Below are 16,446 nucleotides of genomic sequence, written 5' to 3' on the forward strand. Positions count from 1 at the left end.
CACCCACACCGTCGCCTCAGTTCACTTCAGCCGACCATATCCTCCATCATCGATGTCACCAGAGCAGCAATCGGGGAGCGCTCCGAGCGAGTCAAGGTGACATGCCCGAACAGGTCGTGGCCCCGCAGCCTCTCCACAACCGCTGCCACTCCGTCGTAGCGACCAACGCGGAGATTATCCCGTTGGGCAACGTCGTGGGTGAGCACCACCCGCGAATTCTGGCCAATACGCGAGAGCACCGTCAGCAACACGTTGCGCTCCAGGGACTGGGCTTCATCGACGACAACGAAGGCGTCGTGCAAGGACCGACCTCGAATGTGTGTCAGCGGCAGGATCTCGAGCATTCCGCGCGACATTACCTCTTCGATGACGTAGTTATTCGTCACGCTAGTGAGGGTGTCGAGGACTGCCTGCCCCCACGGGGCCATCTTGTCTCCCTCGTCACCGGGCAAGTAGCCCAGATCCTGGCCCCCCACAGCATAGAGCGGCCGGAACACCATGACCTTCTTGTGGAGTTGGCGTTCCATGACCGCCTCAAGACCTGCGCATAGAGCGAGAGCTGACTTCCCTGTTCCGGCCCGTCCTCCCATCGAGACGATTCCAACCTGGGGATCAAGCAACATATCGAGTGCTATTCGCTGTTCTCCGGAGCGACCGCGAATCCCGAAAGCTTCCTGATCATTCGGGACAAGACGGGCAGAGGCGTCCGGCATCCGCCGAGCCAAAGCTGTTCCGTTCGGCCCCTCCAACACCAGTCCGGCGTGCACCGGAATCTCGTCGAAAATCGAATCGGCGACGCTCCCCTCCTCGTAAAGGGTCGAGATCATCTCGTCCGGAACCTCGAGGTTCACCATGCCGGTCCAACCGCTGCTGGGGACGAGCTCGTGACGGTATTCCTCAGCTTCCAAGCCAATCGCCGAAGCTTTGACACGCAGGGGCAAATCCTTCGTCACCAAGACGACCGAGTGCCCGGCCAGTCGGTAGCTTTGCGCGACCGCCAGGATGCGAGTGTCGTTGTCCCCCAGCCGGAAACCGTCAGGTAGGCACAGTGGGTCGGAATGATTGAGCTCGACGAGCAGCACACCTCCCTCGTCATTGACCGGCACTGGTCCTACGAGGCCGCCATTCTCAAGCCTCAGCCGGTCGAGGATGCGCAGCGCTGCGCGGGCAAAGTGTCCCAGTTCGGGGTGATGACGCTTACCCTCTAATTCAGTGATGACGACGATCGGCACGACCACCTCATGCTCGGCGAAATTGAGCAAAGCGCGGGGGTCAGACAGCAAGACCGAGGTGTCGAGGACGTAGGTTCGCCTCCCCTCAGGTGCCTCCGGGATCAGGCTGTGGGCTCGCTCGGAGCCTTCTGGACCGACGGACACAAAAACCTCCCGTGACGTGAGAGGTCGCATCGAGGAAGGAAACGTCATCGAGGCGTCGAAAGCGGCCCCTCTGACATCAAATGTAGAGCCAGCGTGGTGGCATCAGAGCGGGTGGTTCTCCCATTCGCCCAGAGTTCACCAGTTAGTCAGATGACGGCAAGCCCAATAGCAACGGCGTGACAGATCGCTGCCACCGCCGTGCAACTGTGAAAAACCTCGTGGAACCCAAACCAGGTAGGTGAAGGATTGGGTTTCTGACGGGCATAGGAGATTGCTCCGACGGTGTAGAACACCCCGCCAATGAGGATAAGAATGACAACTGCCGGCCCGCATGTGCGCCAGAATTGAGGGAGCCACCACAGCGCGGTCCATCCCATGACGACGTAGAGGATCGTTGAGGCCCATCGGGGCACGCCGTTCCATACGAATCGGAACGCGACCCCGAGCAGCGCGCAGGCCCAAATAATCGCCAATAAGATCACCCGAGATGCGCCGGTCGCCAGGGAGACAGCCAACGGGGTATACGTTCCAGCAATAAACACGGCGATGTTGGCGTGATCGATGCGTCGCAAAACATCCTTGACTTTCGCACCCCATGGCACTCGGTGATAGACCGCTGAATTCCCGAACAGCTCTAGGCCGGTAAGCATCCACACCCCGACGGCAAATCGGTTTCCCCAAGTCGGCGTAGCAATCATGAGGCCAACTCCGGCGAGCAAGATCAGCGGGGCCATCACGGTGTGAACCCAACCACGCAGCCGCGGTTTAGGGAGCACCAAACTACGATTCTTGGTCTTGCTGCTGCACCCGGTCGCCATGCGTCGTCCTCCCCTCACCTACTGCAAACCTACGGTTCGGTAGGTTTCTTTTTCCAGCCTACCCTGCCCTATACCCACGACGCGATCTCGCCTCATAACGCGAGCTAGCAACCGTTTGTGCCAGGCACTGACTAATCTGGACCTATGAGCAGCCTGGACCACCGCCTGTCGAAGGTCAGTGAGACCCTCGACCGCATGCACCCGTCCGGTCTGCTGTACACCACCTACGAGGCTCGTCTCCTCGACCAACTCGACCGCAGCCGTCTACCCCAGCACGTCGCAGTCCTGGCTGACGGCAACCGTCGCTGGGCCCGCCTCAACGCTCCGGGAGAACCCTTGGTGGCTGGCTACGAGGCGGGGGCAGATCGCCTTAGAGAGTTTTGCACATGGTGCGACGCTGTTGGCATCCCAATCATCACCTTGTGGGTGCTGTCGACTGACAACTTACAACGAGCCGAAACCGGCGAGCTCGGACCACTGCTCAAGGTCATCGAGTCCCTCGTCGACTCGTTAGCAGATAATTCACGGTGGCGGGTCCAGGCCGTTGGCGACCTTGATCTTCTCCCAGACGACATGGCCGAATCGCTGTGTCGGGCCGGTCACACCTCCGCCGGGCATGTCGGTATGCATATCAACGTCGCGGTAGCTTACGGAGGCCGTCATGAACTGCGTGACGCCTTCCGTTCCCTCCTGGCCGAAGAGGCGGAGAAAGGCACCAGCCTGGCTGACTTAGCCCGAACCCTGGAAATCGACCAGATCGAGGACCACCTGTACACGCGGGGCCAGCCTGACCCTGACCTCATTATCCGCACCTCAGGAGAGCAGCGTCTTTCCGGATTCCTCATGTGGCAAAGCGCCCATTCAGAGTTCTACTTCTGCGAGGCGTTGTGGCCCGATTTTCGCAAGGTTGACTTCCTGCGGGCGCTGCGCTCCTTCACCCAGCGGGAGCGGCGCTATGGTCGCTAATCCGCTGCTGGGGCGACGACCTCAGGCTCGCCGCCAGAGCGGTTCTTTGAGGTCCAGGTAGTCGGTTATCGGCTCAAAGCGCACCGCGCCGCGGCATACCCAACAAGCCGGTTGACCATCACGCGGGACGCGCTCGTTGAACCAAGTGCCAAACCCAGAGTCCTCGTTAAGTCGACGCATGATCGCTGACCCTGCTGGGGCCATTCGCCACGCCGCAGCGGCCAGGTCACTAGGCTCGTCGGTCGTATCCGCGATAACGACTCCTGCCGGCTTGAGACCACGACGAGCCTCGTCAGTAATGAGGAAGTCTGCCAGGGCCCAACCGGCGAATCGCGGCGTTGCTGACACCACTGGAAGTAGGGCCACGGAGGCCTTGTTGGCACGCTCGATGAAGTCGGCACGCTTGGCCATGAGCCCCACTCTGCGCAGGGCCATGACCATGGCCGCGGTCGGGCTGGGGCAGGCGTCGTCGGTCAGCGTGTGAGCGGTCACCGTCAGCAGGAATGAATTCTCGGCGTCAAGAAAACTGCCATCGACAGCGCTGAATCGAGCAACCGCCTCGCCAAGCACCTCGACGGCATGATCTAGCCACACCGACTCCCCCGTTGCCCCGGCCAAGCCAGCAAAGGACAGCGCGACCCAAGCGTAATCCTCACACACCGCCGGAACTCCCGGACGATCGTGGAAAGAAGTGCGCAGCGCCATGCCGTCATCCCAATGCGCGGTCCACAACGAGTCGGCGAGCTCGCGGGCCTGCTCCACCCATGACCATTCGCGCAGGATCATGCCGGCCTCGACGAGACCGTCAATGAGCATGGCGTTCCACGCTGTGATCGCCTTTTCGTCACGAGCGGGGGCACTGCGACGCCCCCGGGCCTCGAGCAAAGTGTCCATGTCGGCGTTAATGCGCTCCCACTCGACGCGCCCGCGCAGCTGTAGAGTGCCCAAACCGTTGTCGTTACAAGGCTCGAGATGCACGAGGGGGCGCAGCCACTCGGCCTCGTCGGTTCCTAATGCGTCCGTAATCAGATCTTGATTCCATAGGTAGTAGATGCCCTCGTGAGTGTGTCCAGCGGCATCGTCGGAATCGGCGTCCAGACCGGCGGCATACAGACCGTTGGGCAGCCGCATCTCTCGATTGAGCCATGCTACGGTGCGACGAGCGGCGTGGGAGTACAGATCACGGCGATCGGAGTCGTGGTCGGCGGTGCGACGCCAACAACGGGCCATCGTTGCCAGTAACAGGGCATTGTCATAGAGCATTTTCTCAAAGTGCGGCACTGCCCATTGCGAGTCAGTGGAGTAACGGTGGAATCCGCCACCGACCTGGTCGAAAATGCCACCACGAACCAAATGCTCACACGTGTTCTGGGCCATATCGAGGCTGGTCGGGTCGCCCTTGACGAGCAAGGCGTCGAGCAGCGTCGCATTGGGAAACTTCGTCGGCCCCCCGAACCCACCGTGAACGATGTCGTAGTCGGCTCCGACAGCGTCAATGAGCTCCCCAGCGATCGGACGGGCAACCTCGGGGTCCTTCTCAACAGGGCGCAGGTGCTCGACGATCGCCTCCGCGGAAGACACCACCTCGTCACGACGCTCACGCCACGCCCCACCGAGAGCTTCCACGAGCTCGACGAACCCCGGCAACCTGCCACGGCGCACCGGCGGAAAGTAGGTTCCGGCAAAGAATGGCTTGCCCTCAGGAGTGAGGAACACGGTATTAGGCCACCCACCCTGGCCGGTCATCGCCAAGGTCACCTGCATCAGCGCCGCGTCGACCTGCGGGTGCTCCTCTCGATCGACCTTAACGGGGACGACATTGGCGTTGACGACCTCAGCCACCTCCGGGTCGCTGAAAGACTCCAGCGCCATAACGTGGCACCAGTGGCAGCTCGAGTAGCCCACTGAAACCATGACAGGCACGTCCCGACGACGGGCCTCGTCGAACGCTTCTTCTCCCCAGGGGAACCAGTCGACAGGATTCGCGGCGTGCTGGATAAGGTACGGGCTGGTGGACTCACCAAGGTGATTAGGCATAGCAGTCAGCCTACGAGGACAACCCCATTCTCGACCACTGGTCAGCCTGGTCTGGGTGGAGTCCCGTCGATTGGGGCTCAGATGCCGCGATTCGCGTCTTCTCTGTGACTCTCCTTGAGGGCCGGGCCGCAAGGAACCTCGTCAAAGTCGATACCGCGGATGTTGTGACGAATACTGATCCACGCGACGACGCCGAAGACAGCCAGAACGAGGCAGCACAGAAAGTTAGCGAGGCCGGTACTCACAAGTTGGGCTGCAAGAACTGTCATGCTGAGAGCCTACGCCCTAGGGCACAATGGGCCACGTGCCAACCCCTGACCGTTATCTCACTGACGAGGCCCGCGAGCGCATCGCGAATCGCTACCCCAGCCCTCGCCGCGCACCGTGGGTCGTCCTCATCATCGTGCTGGCGGTAATCCTCATCGGATGGACAGTATGGACGGGGCTCTATCACGCTGATCTGCCGATCCGAGCCAGCTTGCACGGCTACCACGCGGCGTCCGATTCGCGCGTCGACGCCACCATCAAGCTGCACCGTCCCGACCCATCCGTCGCAGGCTCCTGCACATTGGTCGCAACCGGGGCTGACCATGTACGCGTTGGGGAGACGACGGTGACCTTCCCAGCAAGCTCATCGCAGGATGAAACAATCCGCGCCAGCGTTAAGACCTTCTCGCGGGCTGTCACCGCCGATCTGGAGAAGTGTGGACCGATCAGGTGACACTCGCGGTAGAATGAATAGATGCCTGAGTCTGAAGACACTGTGTGGCTGACCCAAGAGGCCTTCGATAAGCTCACTCAGGAGCTGGAGTACCTCAAAGGCGAAGGCCGCACCGTCATTGCCAACAAGATTGCCGACGCCCGTTCGGAAGGCGACCTTTCTGAGAACGGCGGCTACCATGCCGCCCGTGAGGAGCAGGGGCAGGCCGAGGCCCGCATCCGTCAACTCGAGCAGATGCTGCGTAATGCTGAGGTGGGCGAGGCCCCGTCCTCTCCCGACGAGGTCGTGCCAGGTTCCAAGGTGACGATCTGCTACTTTGACGACGAGTCCGACACCGACACTTTCCTGCTGGGATCGCGTCAGGTGATGGGCCTTGACGATTCCGTCAACGTCTCCGTCTATTCACCGCAATCTCCCCTTGGCGGCGCCATTTTGGGCCATTCGAAGGGCGAGTCGACCGAATACCAGGCTCCCAATGGCAAGACGATCAAGGTGACGATCCTTAACGTCGAGCCGTTCGAGGAGTGACACTCACTCGTCACACACATTGTCGTACAACATCGTTAATCGCTATGAGGGCAGGGCGCTATGCACCCTGCCCTCATCGTGTTCTGCCTGATATCGCTATCTCACAGCGCGCGAACGGCAATCCGCCCGACCAAGCACGTAAGGTCGAGACGAGCAGATCCGTTGCCCATGACGTATTCATCAACCTCTCCACCTTCGGGCCAGGAGATCATGCCGGTCTGCGCCTTGCCCCGCACTGACACGTTGGAACCGCCCGCCAGCTTGATGTTGAGATTGCCCGACTCGACGCGAATCTGGGAGCGACCAGTATCGATGCGCCCGGTGATGCTGCCACTTCCCGCTTGGAAGAGCCCATCCTCAATCTGGTGCACTCCGTCGATCTCGGTAACACCAGCAGTAACACGCACACGCCCGAACCTCTCGACTCCGCTGGCCCGCAGTGAGCCACCGGACAGCTCGATGTCAACAGGAAGATCAGGATGCACCCGAACCGTCACCTCACGGCCGAAGCTCAAGTCCTTGACCCCGTCCATACCGGTCGGGAGGCGGAATCTCTTGAGGACGCCGAGGTCCGGAGCCAGATGTCCATCGATCCCGATTTCAACAACCCGTCCAATGCGTCGCCGGGTGTGTTTGCCCCCAATCTGCACACCTGGAATCGATCGGTCCCCGATAAGCCGAATTCGACGTCCGCTGCAGTTGATGCGTACCCGGTCCAGATCCGTCGTCATGTCGACACTTCTCTCCGAATCGTTGCCTCCGCTGGCTCGGCGCGACCCGGACGACACCGTTGAGGCGACGGTTTCTCCGACGCTGTCAGCCATTCCGGACACGACTCGCCATGCAGACCGAAGTCCTTCCTTCGCCTCTGAGGGAATCGTAAACCCACCTAGCGAACTGCTATCAGCCCCCGGAGCGTCATCCTCAGAAGCCCCGTGCCGGGGGCCCGGGCCGCAATCGGGGCCACTCGTCACCCCAGACGTGGGCTGGTCTTGTCCAGCGGCAGCGATACGGCGATTCGCCTCGGCGGTGTCTATCCTCCCGGCAGCAAGGTCTTCGAGGATAGCGGTGATGTCAGCGCTCATGACATCAACTTTACGGGGGAGCCCAACAGGTTAATGTTCACGTGTGCTCAGCAGCCAGGTCATCGTGGCTCGGCGGGACTTCGTTCGCCGGGGTCTCGGGGTTCAAAGCCTTGATGAAGGCTACCCCAAAGGCAACGATCGGAATGGCGAACAGAGCGCCCACGATGCCGGAGATGATGGCACCGACAGCAATGCCGAGCAGCACGATGAGCGGATGAATGGAAACGGCCTTGCCCAACAGGAAGGGCTGCAGGACGTGTCCCTCAATCTGCATGACGGCCACGAAAACGATAAGCATGATGAAGGCCTTGAAGAATCCAAGCGTCACCAGCACCACGCCGACGGCGACGACACCAGCCGTCAGCGCACCGACAATGGGGACGAAGGCCAAGATGAATGTCAGAGCGCCAATCGCCACTGACATTGACGACCCGATAATAGCGGCTCCGATCCCGGCGCCCAGACCATCGACAAATGCGACGATGACCGCAGCGCGCACATAGGCGACCAGCGCAACCCAGCCGCGCTTCGCGGCGTCGAGGATTGCGGCACGATGCTCGCGCGGGATCAAAACCGCCGATTTCTCGGCCAATTTGTCGCCCTCGTAGACGAAAAAGAACGTTGCAAACAGCGCCATTACAAGACCGGCGCCGAACCGTCCGATCTGGGAACCGGCAGCAGCAGCAGTCGAGGCGATGCGCCCTTGAGAGCCGGCCATGGCTGCCTCGGCCTTCTGCATGAGGTGGGTAAGTTGAGCCTCATTGGTGTGCAGGGGGCTCTTGGCCAGCCACTGCAGAGCCTGTTTGAAGCTAGCGACACTTTGGTCACCCAACTGACGCCACTGCAGAGCGATCTGGGCTCCGACGAGAGTGAACACCCCACCAACAAGGATGACAAGGAGCAATAAGCAGATTCCCGACGCGATACCGCGATGGATGTGATGTCGCGACAACCAGTTGGCTAGTGGCCACATGGCAGCAGTAAGCATAAGAGCCACCGCGACTGGCACGGACACCTCAGAAGCCGCGTGGAGCGCTTGGTAGAGGCCATAGATGAAGGCCGCAATAACGATCATCCGCCAACACCATCCGGCAGCGGTGCGCACACCATTAGGGACGTCTTCGACGGGAGTAGGGACGGGCTGAGTAGCGACGTTAGCGGCCTCGGACGTGGAGGTGACGCCAACCGTCTCATCCATAGCCCCGGCGTGCGAAGATGCCGGTGACGACGTGGGGGTCTTCCTACCCGAGCTAAAGAGCTTCATGGGTTCCTTCCAGAATAGTGTGGTGGGGCTGCGGTCTCAAAAGGCGCGATCACAGGGTAGCGTCATGCATGTCATCCGTATGTATTCTCTTGGAGGCCACCGTGGTTGCTCATCCCGTTGCTGAACTCGTTACCCCCGACTGGGCAGAGGCATTGACAGGAGTGGAACCCCGGATCCACGAGATGGGCGACTTCCTACGAGCGGAGACGGCTGCCGGGAAAGGCTTTTTACCTCATGGTGACCGTATTCTGCGTGCTTTCTCCCGCCCGATGGCTGATGTTCGCGTACTTATCGTCGGTCAGGACCCCTACCCGACGCCCGGGCATCCGGTGGGTTTGAGTTTTTCAGTGGAGCAGGATGTCCGACCGCTGCCGCGGTCCTTGCAAAACATCTACACCGAGTTGCAGTCAGATCTCGGTATTGCCCCATGTGAGCACGGTGATCTCACCGGCTGGTTTGAACAGGGCGTACTGCTTCTCAACAGGTGTCTAACAGTCCAGCCGGGGCGGCCAGCATCCCATCGAGGCAAGGGATGGGAGGAGGTCACCCAGACGGCGATCGAAGCTTTGGTGGCGCGCGGCGGTCCGCTGGTGGCGATCCTGTGGGGACGCGATGCGCAGTCCCTAGAGCCCATGCTGGGCAAAGTTCCTATCGTAAAGTCCTCGCACCCCTCCCCCATGTCAGCCCGGTACGGTTTTTTCGGATCTCGACCGTTTAGTCGCACGAATGAATTGCTCGTACAGCAAGGGGCCGACCCCATCAACTGGGATTTGTCGTCCCACTGATCGACTCGGCTCGTGGCATCTTTCACGTCAGTCCTGTTCAGGATGTCGGAAGAGCGAGATGGCCGACGCAGCTAGTCCGCCCCACACCGTGACCATCGCAATGATCATCATGATGATCGCTGAAGTGCTCATGACAGGGCTCCTTCCTCGGTTTCTTGGAAGTTTTCGCAGGCCAGCTCCTCCTCGTGGGTGAGCTCATGATGAATCGCCGAGCGATGTGGCCACGGGATGAGTGACAGCACTATCGCCAGAACGACGACGAGGATGGACATTCCCCAGCCGAAGATCCCAACGAAGTTTCTGGGCATTTCGCCATATCCCTTACTCACGACAGTGATGATCTCCGTGATCCACAGACTCAGCAAGACCAGCGGGGCGACAACACTGACCAGGGCCATCCACACCTTGTTGACCTGGAACGAGGAGTACTCGTTGAGGTGATCGCGCAACACCGGCAGCTTCCGCAGCGCCCAGGAAATGACGAGGCATGCGAGCAGGGCAACCCCAACGATGCCGATGTTGTTGATGAAGTGGTCGGTAACGTCGAGCAGGTTGAGACCAGTCGTCGTCGGAAACAACACGATCGACGCAATGGCCGTCACACCGCCGATAATCCAAGTAGCAGCTTTACGCGAGATACCCGTCTTTTCTCGGAAAGCAGCGATGACGACCTCGAGCAAGCTGATCATTGAGGTGATGCCAGCGAAGACCAGGGAGACGAAGAACAGCACTCCCAGAATTGGTCCGACAGCACCGGCCTGGCTGATGATCTGTGGGAAAGCGATGAAGGCCAGGCCAATTCCCGAGCCGGCGACCTCACTCACCGGCTTACCGGAAGCGGTCGCCATAAATCCCAGGGCAGCGAAGACGCCGAGGCCCGCGAGGATTACGAACGAAGAGTTCGCGAATCCGACGACCAGGCCAGATCCCGTCAGGTCAGACTTCGGCTTGAGGTAGGAGGCGTAGGTCACCATGATCCCGAACCCCACCGATAGCGAGAAAAAGATCTGACCGTAAGCCGCCATCCACACCTGATAGTTACCCAGCGCACCCCACGATGGGGTGAACAATGCATTAAGTCCAACCGAGGCCCCGTCAAGGGTAAGAGCGACGATAACCAGAGTAATGAACATCACCGCGAGCAGCGGCATGAAGATCCACGATGCCCGGGTAATGCCCTTCTCGACGCCGGTAGCCATGATGGCAAGCACAAAAAGCCATAGCAACAACAATGGCCAGAACACTCCAGACACGAAGTGGAACTCGACGTCAACGTTGCTAGCCACGTGCAGGAAGCTGCCCGTAAGGAACCCCTCCGGGTCGTGTCCCCAAGTTTTCGTCACAGAGAACCCGACATAGCGAATGGCCCAGGCAATGATGACCGCATAGTAGATGACGATCACCCAACAGATGAGGGTCTGCCACCAACCGATGGCCTCCATGCGCCTGTGGAGACGGCGTAGAGCCATCGGCGGAGAGCCCCGGAACTTATGCCCGACGGCGTAGTCGAGGAAGAGCAACGGAATACCAGCGGTGAGCAGCGCTACCAGATAAGGCACGATGAAGGCTCCACCACCATTGCTATAGGCGACATAAGGGAACCTCCAGATATTGCCCAAGCCGACCGCAGAACCGATCGCAGCGATGAGAAAGGCGCCTCGGCCGGCGAAACTCTCACGCCGCTGGGGCTTTCGAGTGGCTCTCTCTCTCTCCCCCCCCCCCCACCTGCGACGGTTGCGCCGGACTGCGCAGGGTCAGACATGTTGATCCTTTCGTGCAGTGAACTTTGGTGACAAAGTCTCACATACTGAAGGGAGGAGACCGGATCATGGACCATCCACTGAGATAGGCAGGAATGGATCGCTGACGTGATTCGTTGAATCCGTGACGAGAGAGCTGGCCTGCGAGGAGACGGCACATGAATAAAACCGAGATGGTCTCATCGGAGAACGCACTACCAGGGGGTCATACCCCAGTGCTGGCGATGCCGTTCTTCCACCGAGTGACCGGAGACCGGCTCGATCGTCCCTTCCCAAGCTCAGAGACGATCTACCTAGCCATGGGCTGTTTTTGGGGAGCCGAAAAGCTGTTTTGGAACACCGACGGAGTGCTGCAGACCGCCGTCGGGTAGATGGGCGGTCTCACCCCTAACCCCATCTACCACGAGGTGTGCACGGGATGCACCGGACACGCCGAAACCGTTCGAGTAACCTACGACCCCAATCAGGTCTCGACCGAGGCGATCCTCACTGTCTTCCTGGAAAACCACGACCCTACTCAGGGAATGCGCCAGAGCAACGACGTGGGCACACAGTACCGTTCGGCAATCTGGTGCACCACCACCGAACAGTTCATGACGGCCACCACCGTCAAAGGCTCTTTCCAAGCCAACCTACTCAACGCGGGTTATGGGGCCATCACGACCGCGATCTCCATGGCCAACGGCGTCGAGTTTTACCTGGCGGAGGCCGAGCACCAGCAGTATCTCGAAGACAACCCCTTCGGTTACTGCCCCGTTCACGCCACCGGGGTATGCCTCGCCGGCTCGTGAGCGAAGCAGATCTCTCCCACGTCCTACGATCAATGCACTTGGTCGCGACGCAGGGCACGATGTAGTTGCCACACCACCGGAGCATCATGGATACGACCACTACTAAAGGAGATGTATGAAGTACCGCCAGATCGGACCATTCCGTACGTCAGCAATTGCCTACGGCTCGATGCCGCTGTCTATTGAGGGCCGTCCCGATCGCGAGATCGCGATCAACATCCTCCATGACGTCCTCGACGCGGGATGCACCCACATTGACACCGCTTGGGCCTATTACGAGTCAGGAGGCGTGGAGCAGTACGGCGAAAGGCTCGTCACCGATGCCTTGGCGTCATGGGATGGTGACCATTCGACAATCTCGGTGGCCACTAAAGTCGGGCATTTTCGCTGTTTCAACGACGCCGGGCAACCCGTCTGGGATGTTGACGGGTCACCGGAACGACTGCGTCGCGACGCGAAGCTCTCGGCTGAGGCATTGCGTACCGACCAGATCGATCTACTGTATTTGCATCGCCCTGACCCGAAGGTCGAATACGAAGGCATGGTGTGGATTCTGGCCGGAATCCTCGACGACGGTTTGGCGCGTACCGCAGGCATCTCTAATGCCAATCCCGACCAGATTCGACTGGCCCACAGCATTCTCGGTGATCGTCTCGTGGCGGTGCAGAACCAGTTCTCCCCAGGATTTCTATCCTCGCGTCCGGAACTGGAGCTATGCGGCGAACTCGGCCTAGCCTTCGTCGCGTGGAGCCCGCTGGGCGGGTATCGTCGTCCCCTCGACGAGGACGCATTCGCGGCCTTCCAGCGCATCGCCGACGCCCGTGGCATCAGCCGGGCACAGGTCATCCTTGCTTGGGAGCTGAGCCAGGGCCCGCACGTCATCCCGATTCCCGGGTCTCACCGTTCCCAGACGATTCTTGACTCCCTCAGGTCCGTCGACGTCACGCTGGACGACGAGGAGCTTGCCCAGCTTCCGTGATAGCTCGTCGAGGTGGCCGAGTGCACTCGGTGATCGCTCCTCTCACGCTTCGACGCGCTCTTTCGCCTGGCGCTTGGTCCACCGGTACAGGAACGCGACTGCAGCGGCGAAGGCGATCACTCCGACGATCCCAGCGCCGCTGTTCCACGACTCAGGCGCGATGGCGATGGCGTCCTCGGATCCCGCGGCCGCGATCATGGCAGCATAGATGACACCGAAGATTGACTCACCGACGATGAGGCCCGTGGCCAGCAAGATTCCGGTCCGCTTTTTACCTTCGACATCACCGGCGGTGTGGGCCGCCCACTTGTCGAACAGCCAGCCAAGCGCGGCGCCAATCGGAATAGTCAAGGACAGGGTCATCGGCAAGTACATGCCCATCCCGACGGCTAGCGGCGGAAGGGAGAACTTCTTGGTGGTGTGAGTGAGGATCTCGTCGACGACGATGACGCCGATACCCACCAGGGCACCAATCCCCATGAGTCCCCAGTCAAGAGACCCGCCGAAAACGCCAGTCGCCAGCGAGGAAATAAGGGTAGCTTGTGGGGCTTGCAAAGCGTTCGGACCAGCACCGGGGGCACCCTGGAAACCAAAGGCGCTCTGCATGAGCTGCATGACGGGCGGGATGATCGCCGAACCAAAAATAACTCCGATGATCAGCGCAACCTGCTGTTTCCACGGCGTCGAACCAACCAACTGACCAGTCTTGAGGTCCTGCAGGTTGTCATTCGAGATCGTCGCGATACCAAAGACGATGGATGCGGTAAACAGGGTGTAGGCCACCAGCTTGACCGTCTCACCACCACCAACAGCACCATAGGTGAGTTTGATGAGAAGAGCAGCCACCAGGACGACCAGGATGCCAACGCCGGAAATCGGGCTATTGGATGCACCGATGAGACCAGCCATGTAACCGCATACAGAAGCAACAGCCAGACCGACGAGCAGGATGAACGCCAAGCTGACGATGATGACGCCGGTCATGGACCGCGATACAACCATGTCGCGAGCAAATCCCCACAGCATGAAACCGATCGGGATCATCGAGATCAACACCACGGTGAGGACAACAGAAACCGGTAGGTCACGCTCGGTCAGTGGGACTTCGCCGCCCTCGTGACGCGTCTTGGAGGAACTTATGGAATCGCTGATGCCCTTGACGATGGGGCCAATGACCTTGACAAGAGTCCAGATAGCCGCAACACCGATGGTGCCAGCACCGACGAAGCGGACATCGCTAGTGAAGACGTCCTGAATCACCGTAAGGTCGCTACCAACCTTGCCGGATACCCGCCACGGCAGGATCGCACCGTACGAGATAAAGAGACCGACGAGGATGGCCGCGGCCACGGCAATACCAACCAAGTGACCGACGCCAATGAGCGCCATCGACATGCTCACGCCAACCATCGAGCCGCTACTGTCGCCCGTCTTAAAAGGCTTGGTCAGCGCCGACTTCACAAGCTTAAGATCCGACAACAGGGCGTACGCTGCAGAGACCACAGAACCGACGATGATGACTCGCAGACCCACCTTGTTAGCCTCGGCCGCACCAGCGGAATCGCCTACTTTGAGCACCTCGGCTCCTGCGACGCCCTCAGGGTAGGGAAGATCCGAGCCGGTCACGAGCGCCCGACGCAGCGGAATCGAGTACATAACGCCGAGGATGCCGCCGACTAGACAGATAGCGAGGGTGGTCCAGTACGGGAAACCTGACCACCAGCCGACCATGATAAGTCCGGGCAGCACGAAAATAATCGCGGAGAGGGTGCCGGCCGCCGACGCGATCGTCTGGACGATGTTGTTCTCTTCGACCGAGTGTCCCTTGAAGTGACGCAGCACAGCCATCGAGATGACGGCAGCAGGAATAGACGTGGCGAAGGTCAAACCGACCTTGAGCCCGAGGTAAACATTCGCCGCGGTGAAAATCAACGTCATGAGGCCACCGAGGATGATGCCTCGGAAGGTCAATTCACGTACTGAGGTTCCCGACCGTCGGGCCGGCGCTGACGAGCTCGATAGGTCAGACATGTTCCCCTTCTTCCATAAGATGGCTTGACCACTATGCCACCATCAGAGCCCCAAGGTATGGAAAGCAACGCCCTTCACGCCAATTGTCGTCTCCCGGACTTCGGGAACACCCAAATACTCAACATCAAATAGACGTAAAGGCCCTCAACGCAAGCCGCGGTGAACCTAGCGAGCTCAAAATGAACGCTCAAGGATTCCAGCAAGGACGACAATCCCAGGGTTAGGCACACGTAATTTGTCACCATCGTCACCACGTAGCGTCCGCTCTGACGACCGAGGTTACCGTGAGAGTGGAAGTTCAGCCATCTATTCACAACGAATGAGTAGACGGCCGACAGCCCGTACCCCAGAGACACCGACACCGGATACGGCAAACCTACCCCTCGGAAGAAAACGGCCAATAGGCTCATATCGATAAGGAACCCCAACCCGTTGATAATGCAGTAACCGATGAAGGTAACGGGCAGGCCAGACAAGGGAAAAGGCAGGACGGAGTGAACCGTCAAGCATCCTCTCGCGAACGCGCGGGGAACAGAACGCCGGGGAACCTTTCTAGCCCGGATGCGCCTCGCACTTGTTACCACAAACCTATTCTTGCAGCCCTATCAAGGATCGTCGTCACCGATCGGTAACCTGACGTCATGGCTACGACGAGACGGGCAACCCCCGCAGACCTACCTTTCATGGTCCACGTCCTGAGACATGCGGCAGGCGGTACATCCGGGCCACTCGACGTCGAAGAGTGCCGCGCAAATCCAGCTATCGCACATTACATCGATGGCTGGACGCCCGACCAAGTAGGGCTTATCTGTCTTGTTGACGACACCCCCGTCGGCGCCGCATGGGTCCGCAATTTGCCTGCCTCGGACCCAGGTTATGGATTTGTTGCCCCCGGAATTCCAGAACTGGTCATCGCAATCTCCCCTCACCACCGTGAGCAGGGGCTCGGCGGATACCTTCTGGAAAGCCTCCTCGACACGTGCAGTGCGAACGGAATTAAGTCTGTAAGTCTCAGTGTTGGTGTTGGTGGTGGGTGGTTGGTGCGGGTGTGTCGTCGGGTGGGGTTTGTGGTGGTGTCGTATCGTGGTAGGCGTGTGGTTATGTTGCGTGTTGACCCGGCTTGAGGCGTTTGTTGTGGTTAGCTGGCCCTGGTGTGCATGGTCGGTCCACATACTTCGATTGTGATGGCTTCTGGTCGTGTTTGGCTAGTGTTGTAGTGATAGCACACGCTAGGCAGGTACTATTAGCGAGTGTTAGGACATGCTAGCCATGCCTCCCACGTGGCATGGCTACACATGGATCAAT

General features: G+C 59.9%; 16 protein-coding genes and 2 pseudogenes. 8 read left to right on the forward strand and 10 right to left on the reverse strand.

Translation table 11 applies throughout. The annotated features are described in order from the left end of the window. Positions 1-26: 26 nt before the first annotated feature. Together LRP59_RS08520 and LRP59_RS08525 are read right to left on the reverse strand one after the other, a co-directional pair. Entirely contained in the window at positions 27-1,406 is a 1,380-nt protein-coding gene (locus LRP59_RS08520; RefSeq protein ID WP_002521972.1) for a PhoH family protein, read from the reverse strand. Positions 1,407-1,522: 116 nt separating this feature from the next. Beyond that, the gene (locus tag LRP59_RS08525) at positions 1,523-2,194 is read right to left on the reverse strand and encodes a hemolysin III family protein (protein WP_002521973.1); all 672 of its coding nucleotides are present in this window, start codon (positions 2,192-2,194) and stop codon (positions 1,523-1,525) included. Between the two features lie 144 nt (positions 2,195-2,338). Between LRP59_RS08525 and uppS the strand changes: the two genes are divergently transcribed. Then, positions 2,339-3,160 carry a polyprenyl diphosphate synthase gene (gene uppS, locus LRP59_RS08530; protein WP_002514134.1) on the forward strand — a complete coding sequence of 274 codons (822 nt, stop codon included), beginning with the start codon at positions 2,339-2,341 and terminating at the stop codon, positions 3,158-3,160. 21 nt (positions 3,161-3,181) lie between these two features. Here uppS and LRP59_RS08535 read toward each other — a convergent pair whose 3' ends face one another. Beyond that, positions 3,182-5,197, reverse strand: coding sequence for a thioredoxin domain-containing protein (locus LRP59_RS08535; RefSeq protein ID WP_002514135.1), 2,016 nt, complete (start codon positions 5,195-5,197; stop codon positions 3,182-3,184). Between the two features lie 77 nt (positions 5,198-5,274). After that, positions 5,275-5,466: a hypothetical protein gene (locus LRP59_RS08540; protein ID WP_002518097.1), complete on the reverse strand. Its 192-nt coding sequence runs from the start codon at positions 5,464-5,466 to the stop codon at positions 5,275-5,277. A 26-nt stretch (positions 5,467-5,492) separates the two neighbouring features. Here LRP59_RS08540 and LRP59_RS08545 point away from each other — a divergent pair, with 26 nt between their 5' ends. Together LRP59_RS08545 and greA are read left to right on the forward strand one after the other, a co-directional pair. After that, on the forward strand, positions 5,493-5,918 hold the full coding sequence (locus LRP59_RS08545) for a DUF4307 domain-containing protein (protein ID WP_002514136.1): 426 nt from the start codon (positions 5,493-5,495) through the stop codon (positions 5,916-5,918). 21 nt (positions 5,919-5,939) lie between these two features. Then, a complete protein-coding gene (gene greA / locus LRP59_RS08550) occupies positions 5,940-6,446 on the forward strand; it encodes a transcription elongation factor GreA (protein ID WP_002514137.1) in 507 nt (168 codons plus the stop codon). 101 nt (positions 6,447-6,547) lie between these two features. On the opposite strand, the gene LRP59_RS08555 is transcribed toward greA, so the two are convergent. Next, the gene (locus LRP59_RS08555) at positions 6,548-7,177 is read right to left on the reverse strand and encodes a hypothetical protein (RefSeq protein WP_023269228.1); all 630 of its coding nucleotides are present in this window, start codon (positions 7,175-7,177) and stop codon (positions 6,548-6,550) included. Here LRP59_RS08555 and LRP59_RS08560 point away from each other — a divergent pair. Then, entirely contained in the window at positions 7,176-7,565 is a 390-nt protein-coding gene (locus LRP59_RS08560) for a hypothetical protein (RefSeq protein WP_002533415.1), read from the forward strand. The two genes, LRP59_RS08555 and LRP59_RS08560, sit on opposite strands and share 2 nt — an antisense overlap. Positions 7,566-7,568: 3 nt before the next feature. Here the strand turns inward: LRP59_RS08560 and LRP59_RS08565 are convergent, their stop codons facing one another. After that, positions 7,569-8,729, reverse strand: coding sequence for an AI-2E family transporter (locus LRP59_RS08565; protein ID WP_002521977.1), 1,161 nt, complete (start codon positions 8,727-8,729; stop codon positions 7,569-7,571). Between the two features lie 134 nt (positions 8,730-8,863). Here LRP59_RS08565 and LRP59_RS08570 point away from each other — a divergent pair, with 134 nt between their 5' ends. Then, on the forward strand, positions 8,864-9,580 hold the full coding sequence (locus LRP59_RS08570; RefSeq protein WP_002521978.1) for a uracil-DNA glycosylase: 717 nt from the start codon (positions 8,864-8,866) through the stop codon (positions 9,578-9,580). Positions 9,581-9,607: 27 nt separating this feature from the next. Here the strand turns inward: LRP59_RS08570 and LRP59_RS08575 are convergent, their stop codons facing one another. Together LRP59_RS08575 and LRP59_RS08580 are read right to left on the reverse strand one after the other, a co-directional pair. Continuing rightward, positions 9,608-9,712, reverse strand: coding sequence for a methionine/alanine import family NSS transporter small subunit (locus LRP59_RS08575; protein WP_014604538.1), 105 nt, complete (start codon positions 9,710-9,712; stop codon positions 9,608-9,610). Beyond that, positions 9,709-11,342, reverse strand: a pseudogene (locus LRP59_RS08580) (sodium-dependent transporter). Before LRP59_RS08580 ends, LRP59_RS08575 begins: the two are co-directional and overlap by 4 nt. A 156-nt stretch (positions 11,343-11,498) precedes the next feature. On the opposite strand from LRP59_RS08580, the pseudogene msrA reads away from it, so the two are divergent. Both msrA and LRP59_RS08590 read left to right on the forward strand, forming a co-directional pair. Continuing rightward, positions 11,499-12,131 (forward strand): annotated as a pseudogene (msrA, locus tag LRP59_RS08585) (peptide-methionine (S)-S-oxide reductase MsrA). A 115-nt stretch (positions 12,132-12,246) separates the two neighbouring features. After that, the gene (locus tag LRP59_RS08590; protein WP_002514146.1) at positions 12,247-13,110 is read left to right on the forward strand and encodes an aldo/keto reductase; all 864 of its coding nucleotides are present in this window, start codon (positions 12,247-12,249) and stop codon (positions 13,108-13,110) included. 42 nt (positions 13,111-13,152) lie between these two features. Here the strand turns inward: LRP59_RS08590 and LRP59_RS08595 are convergent, their stop codons facing one another. Both LRP59_RS08595 and LRP59_RS08600 read right to left on the reverse strand, forming a co-directional pair. After that, on the reverse strand, positions 13,153-15,081 hold the full coding sequence (locus LRP59_RS08595) for an OPT family oligopeptide transporter (protein ID WP_002521980.1): 1,929 nt from the start codon (positions 15,079-15,081) through the stop codon (positions 13,153-13,155). A 134-nt stretch (positions 15,082-15,215) separates the two neighbouring features. Beyond that, positions 15,216-15,647: a GtrA family protein gene (locus LRP59_RS08600; protein WP_002521981.1), complete on the reverse strand. Its 432-nt coding sequence runs from the start codon at positions 15,645-15,647 to the stop codon at positions 15,216-15,218. A gap of 135 nt (positions 15,648-15,782) precedes the next feature. On the opposite strand from LRP59_RS08600, the gene LRP59_RS08605 reads away from it, so the two are divergent. Beyond that, positions 15,783-16,265 (forward strand): GNAT family N-acetyltransferase, encoded by a 483-nt coding sequence (locus LRP59_RS08605; protein ID WP_032499656.1) that lies wholly within the window; start codon positions 15,783-15,785, stop codon positions 16,263-16,265. The last annotated feature ends 181 nt before the right edge of the window (positions 16,266-16,446 follow it).

It is taken from the genome of Cutibacterium sp. 37298 (genome assembly GCF_023838685.1).
Lineage (GTDB): Bacteria > Actinomycetota > Actinomycetes > Propionibacteriales > Propionibacteriaceae > Cutibacterium > Cutibacterium acnes.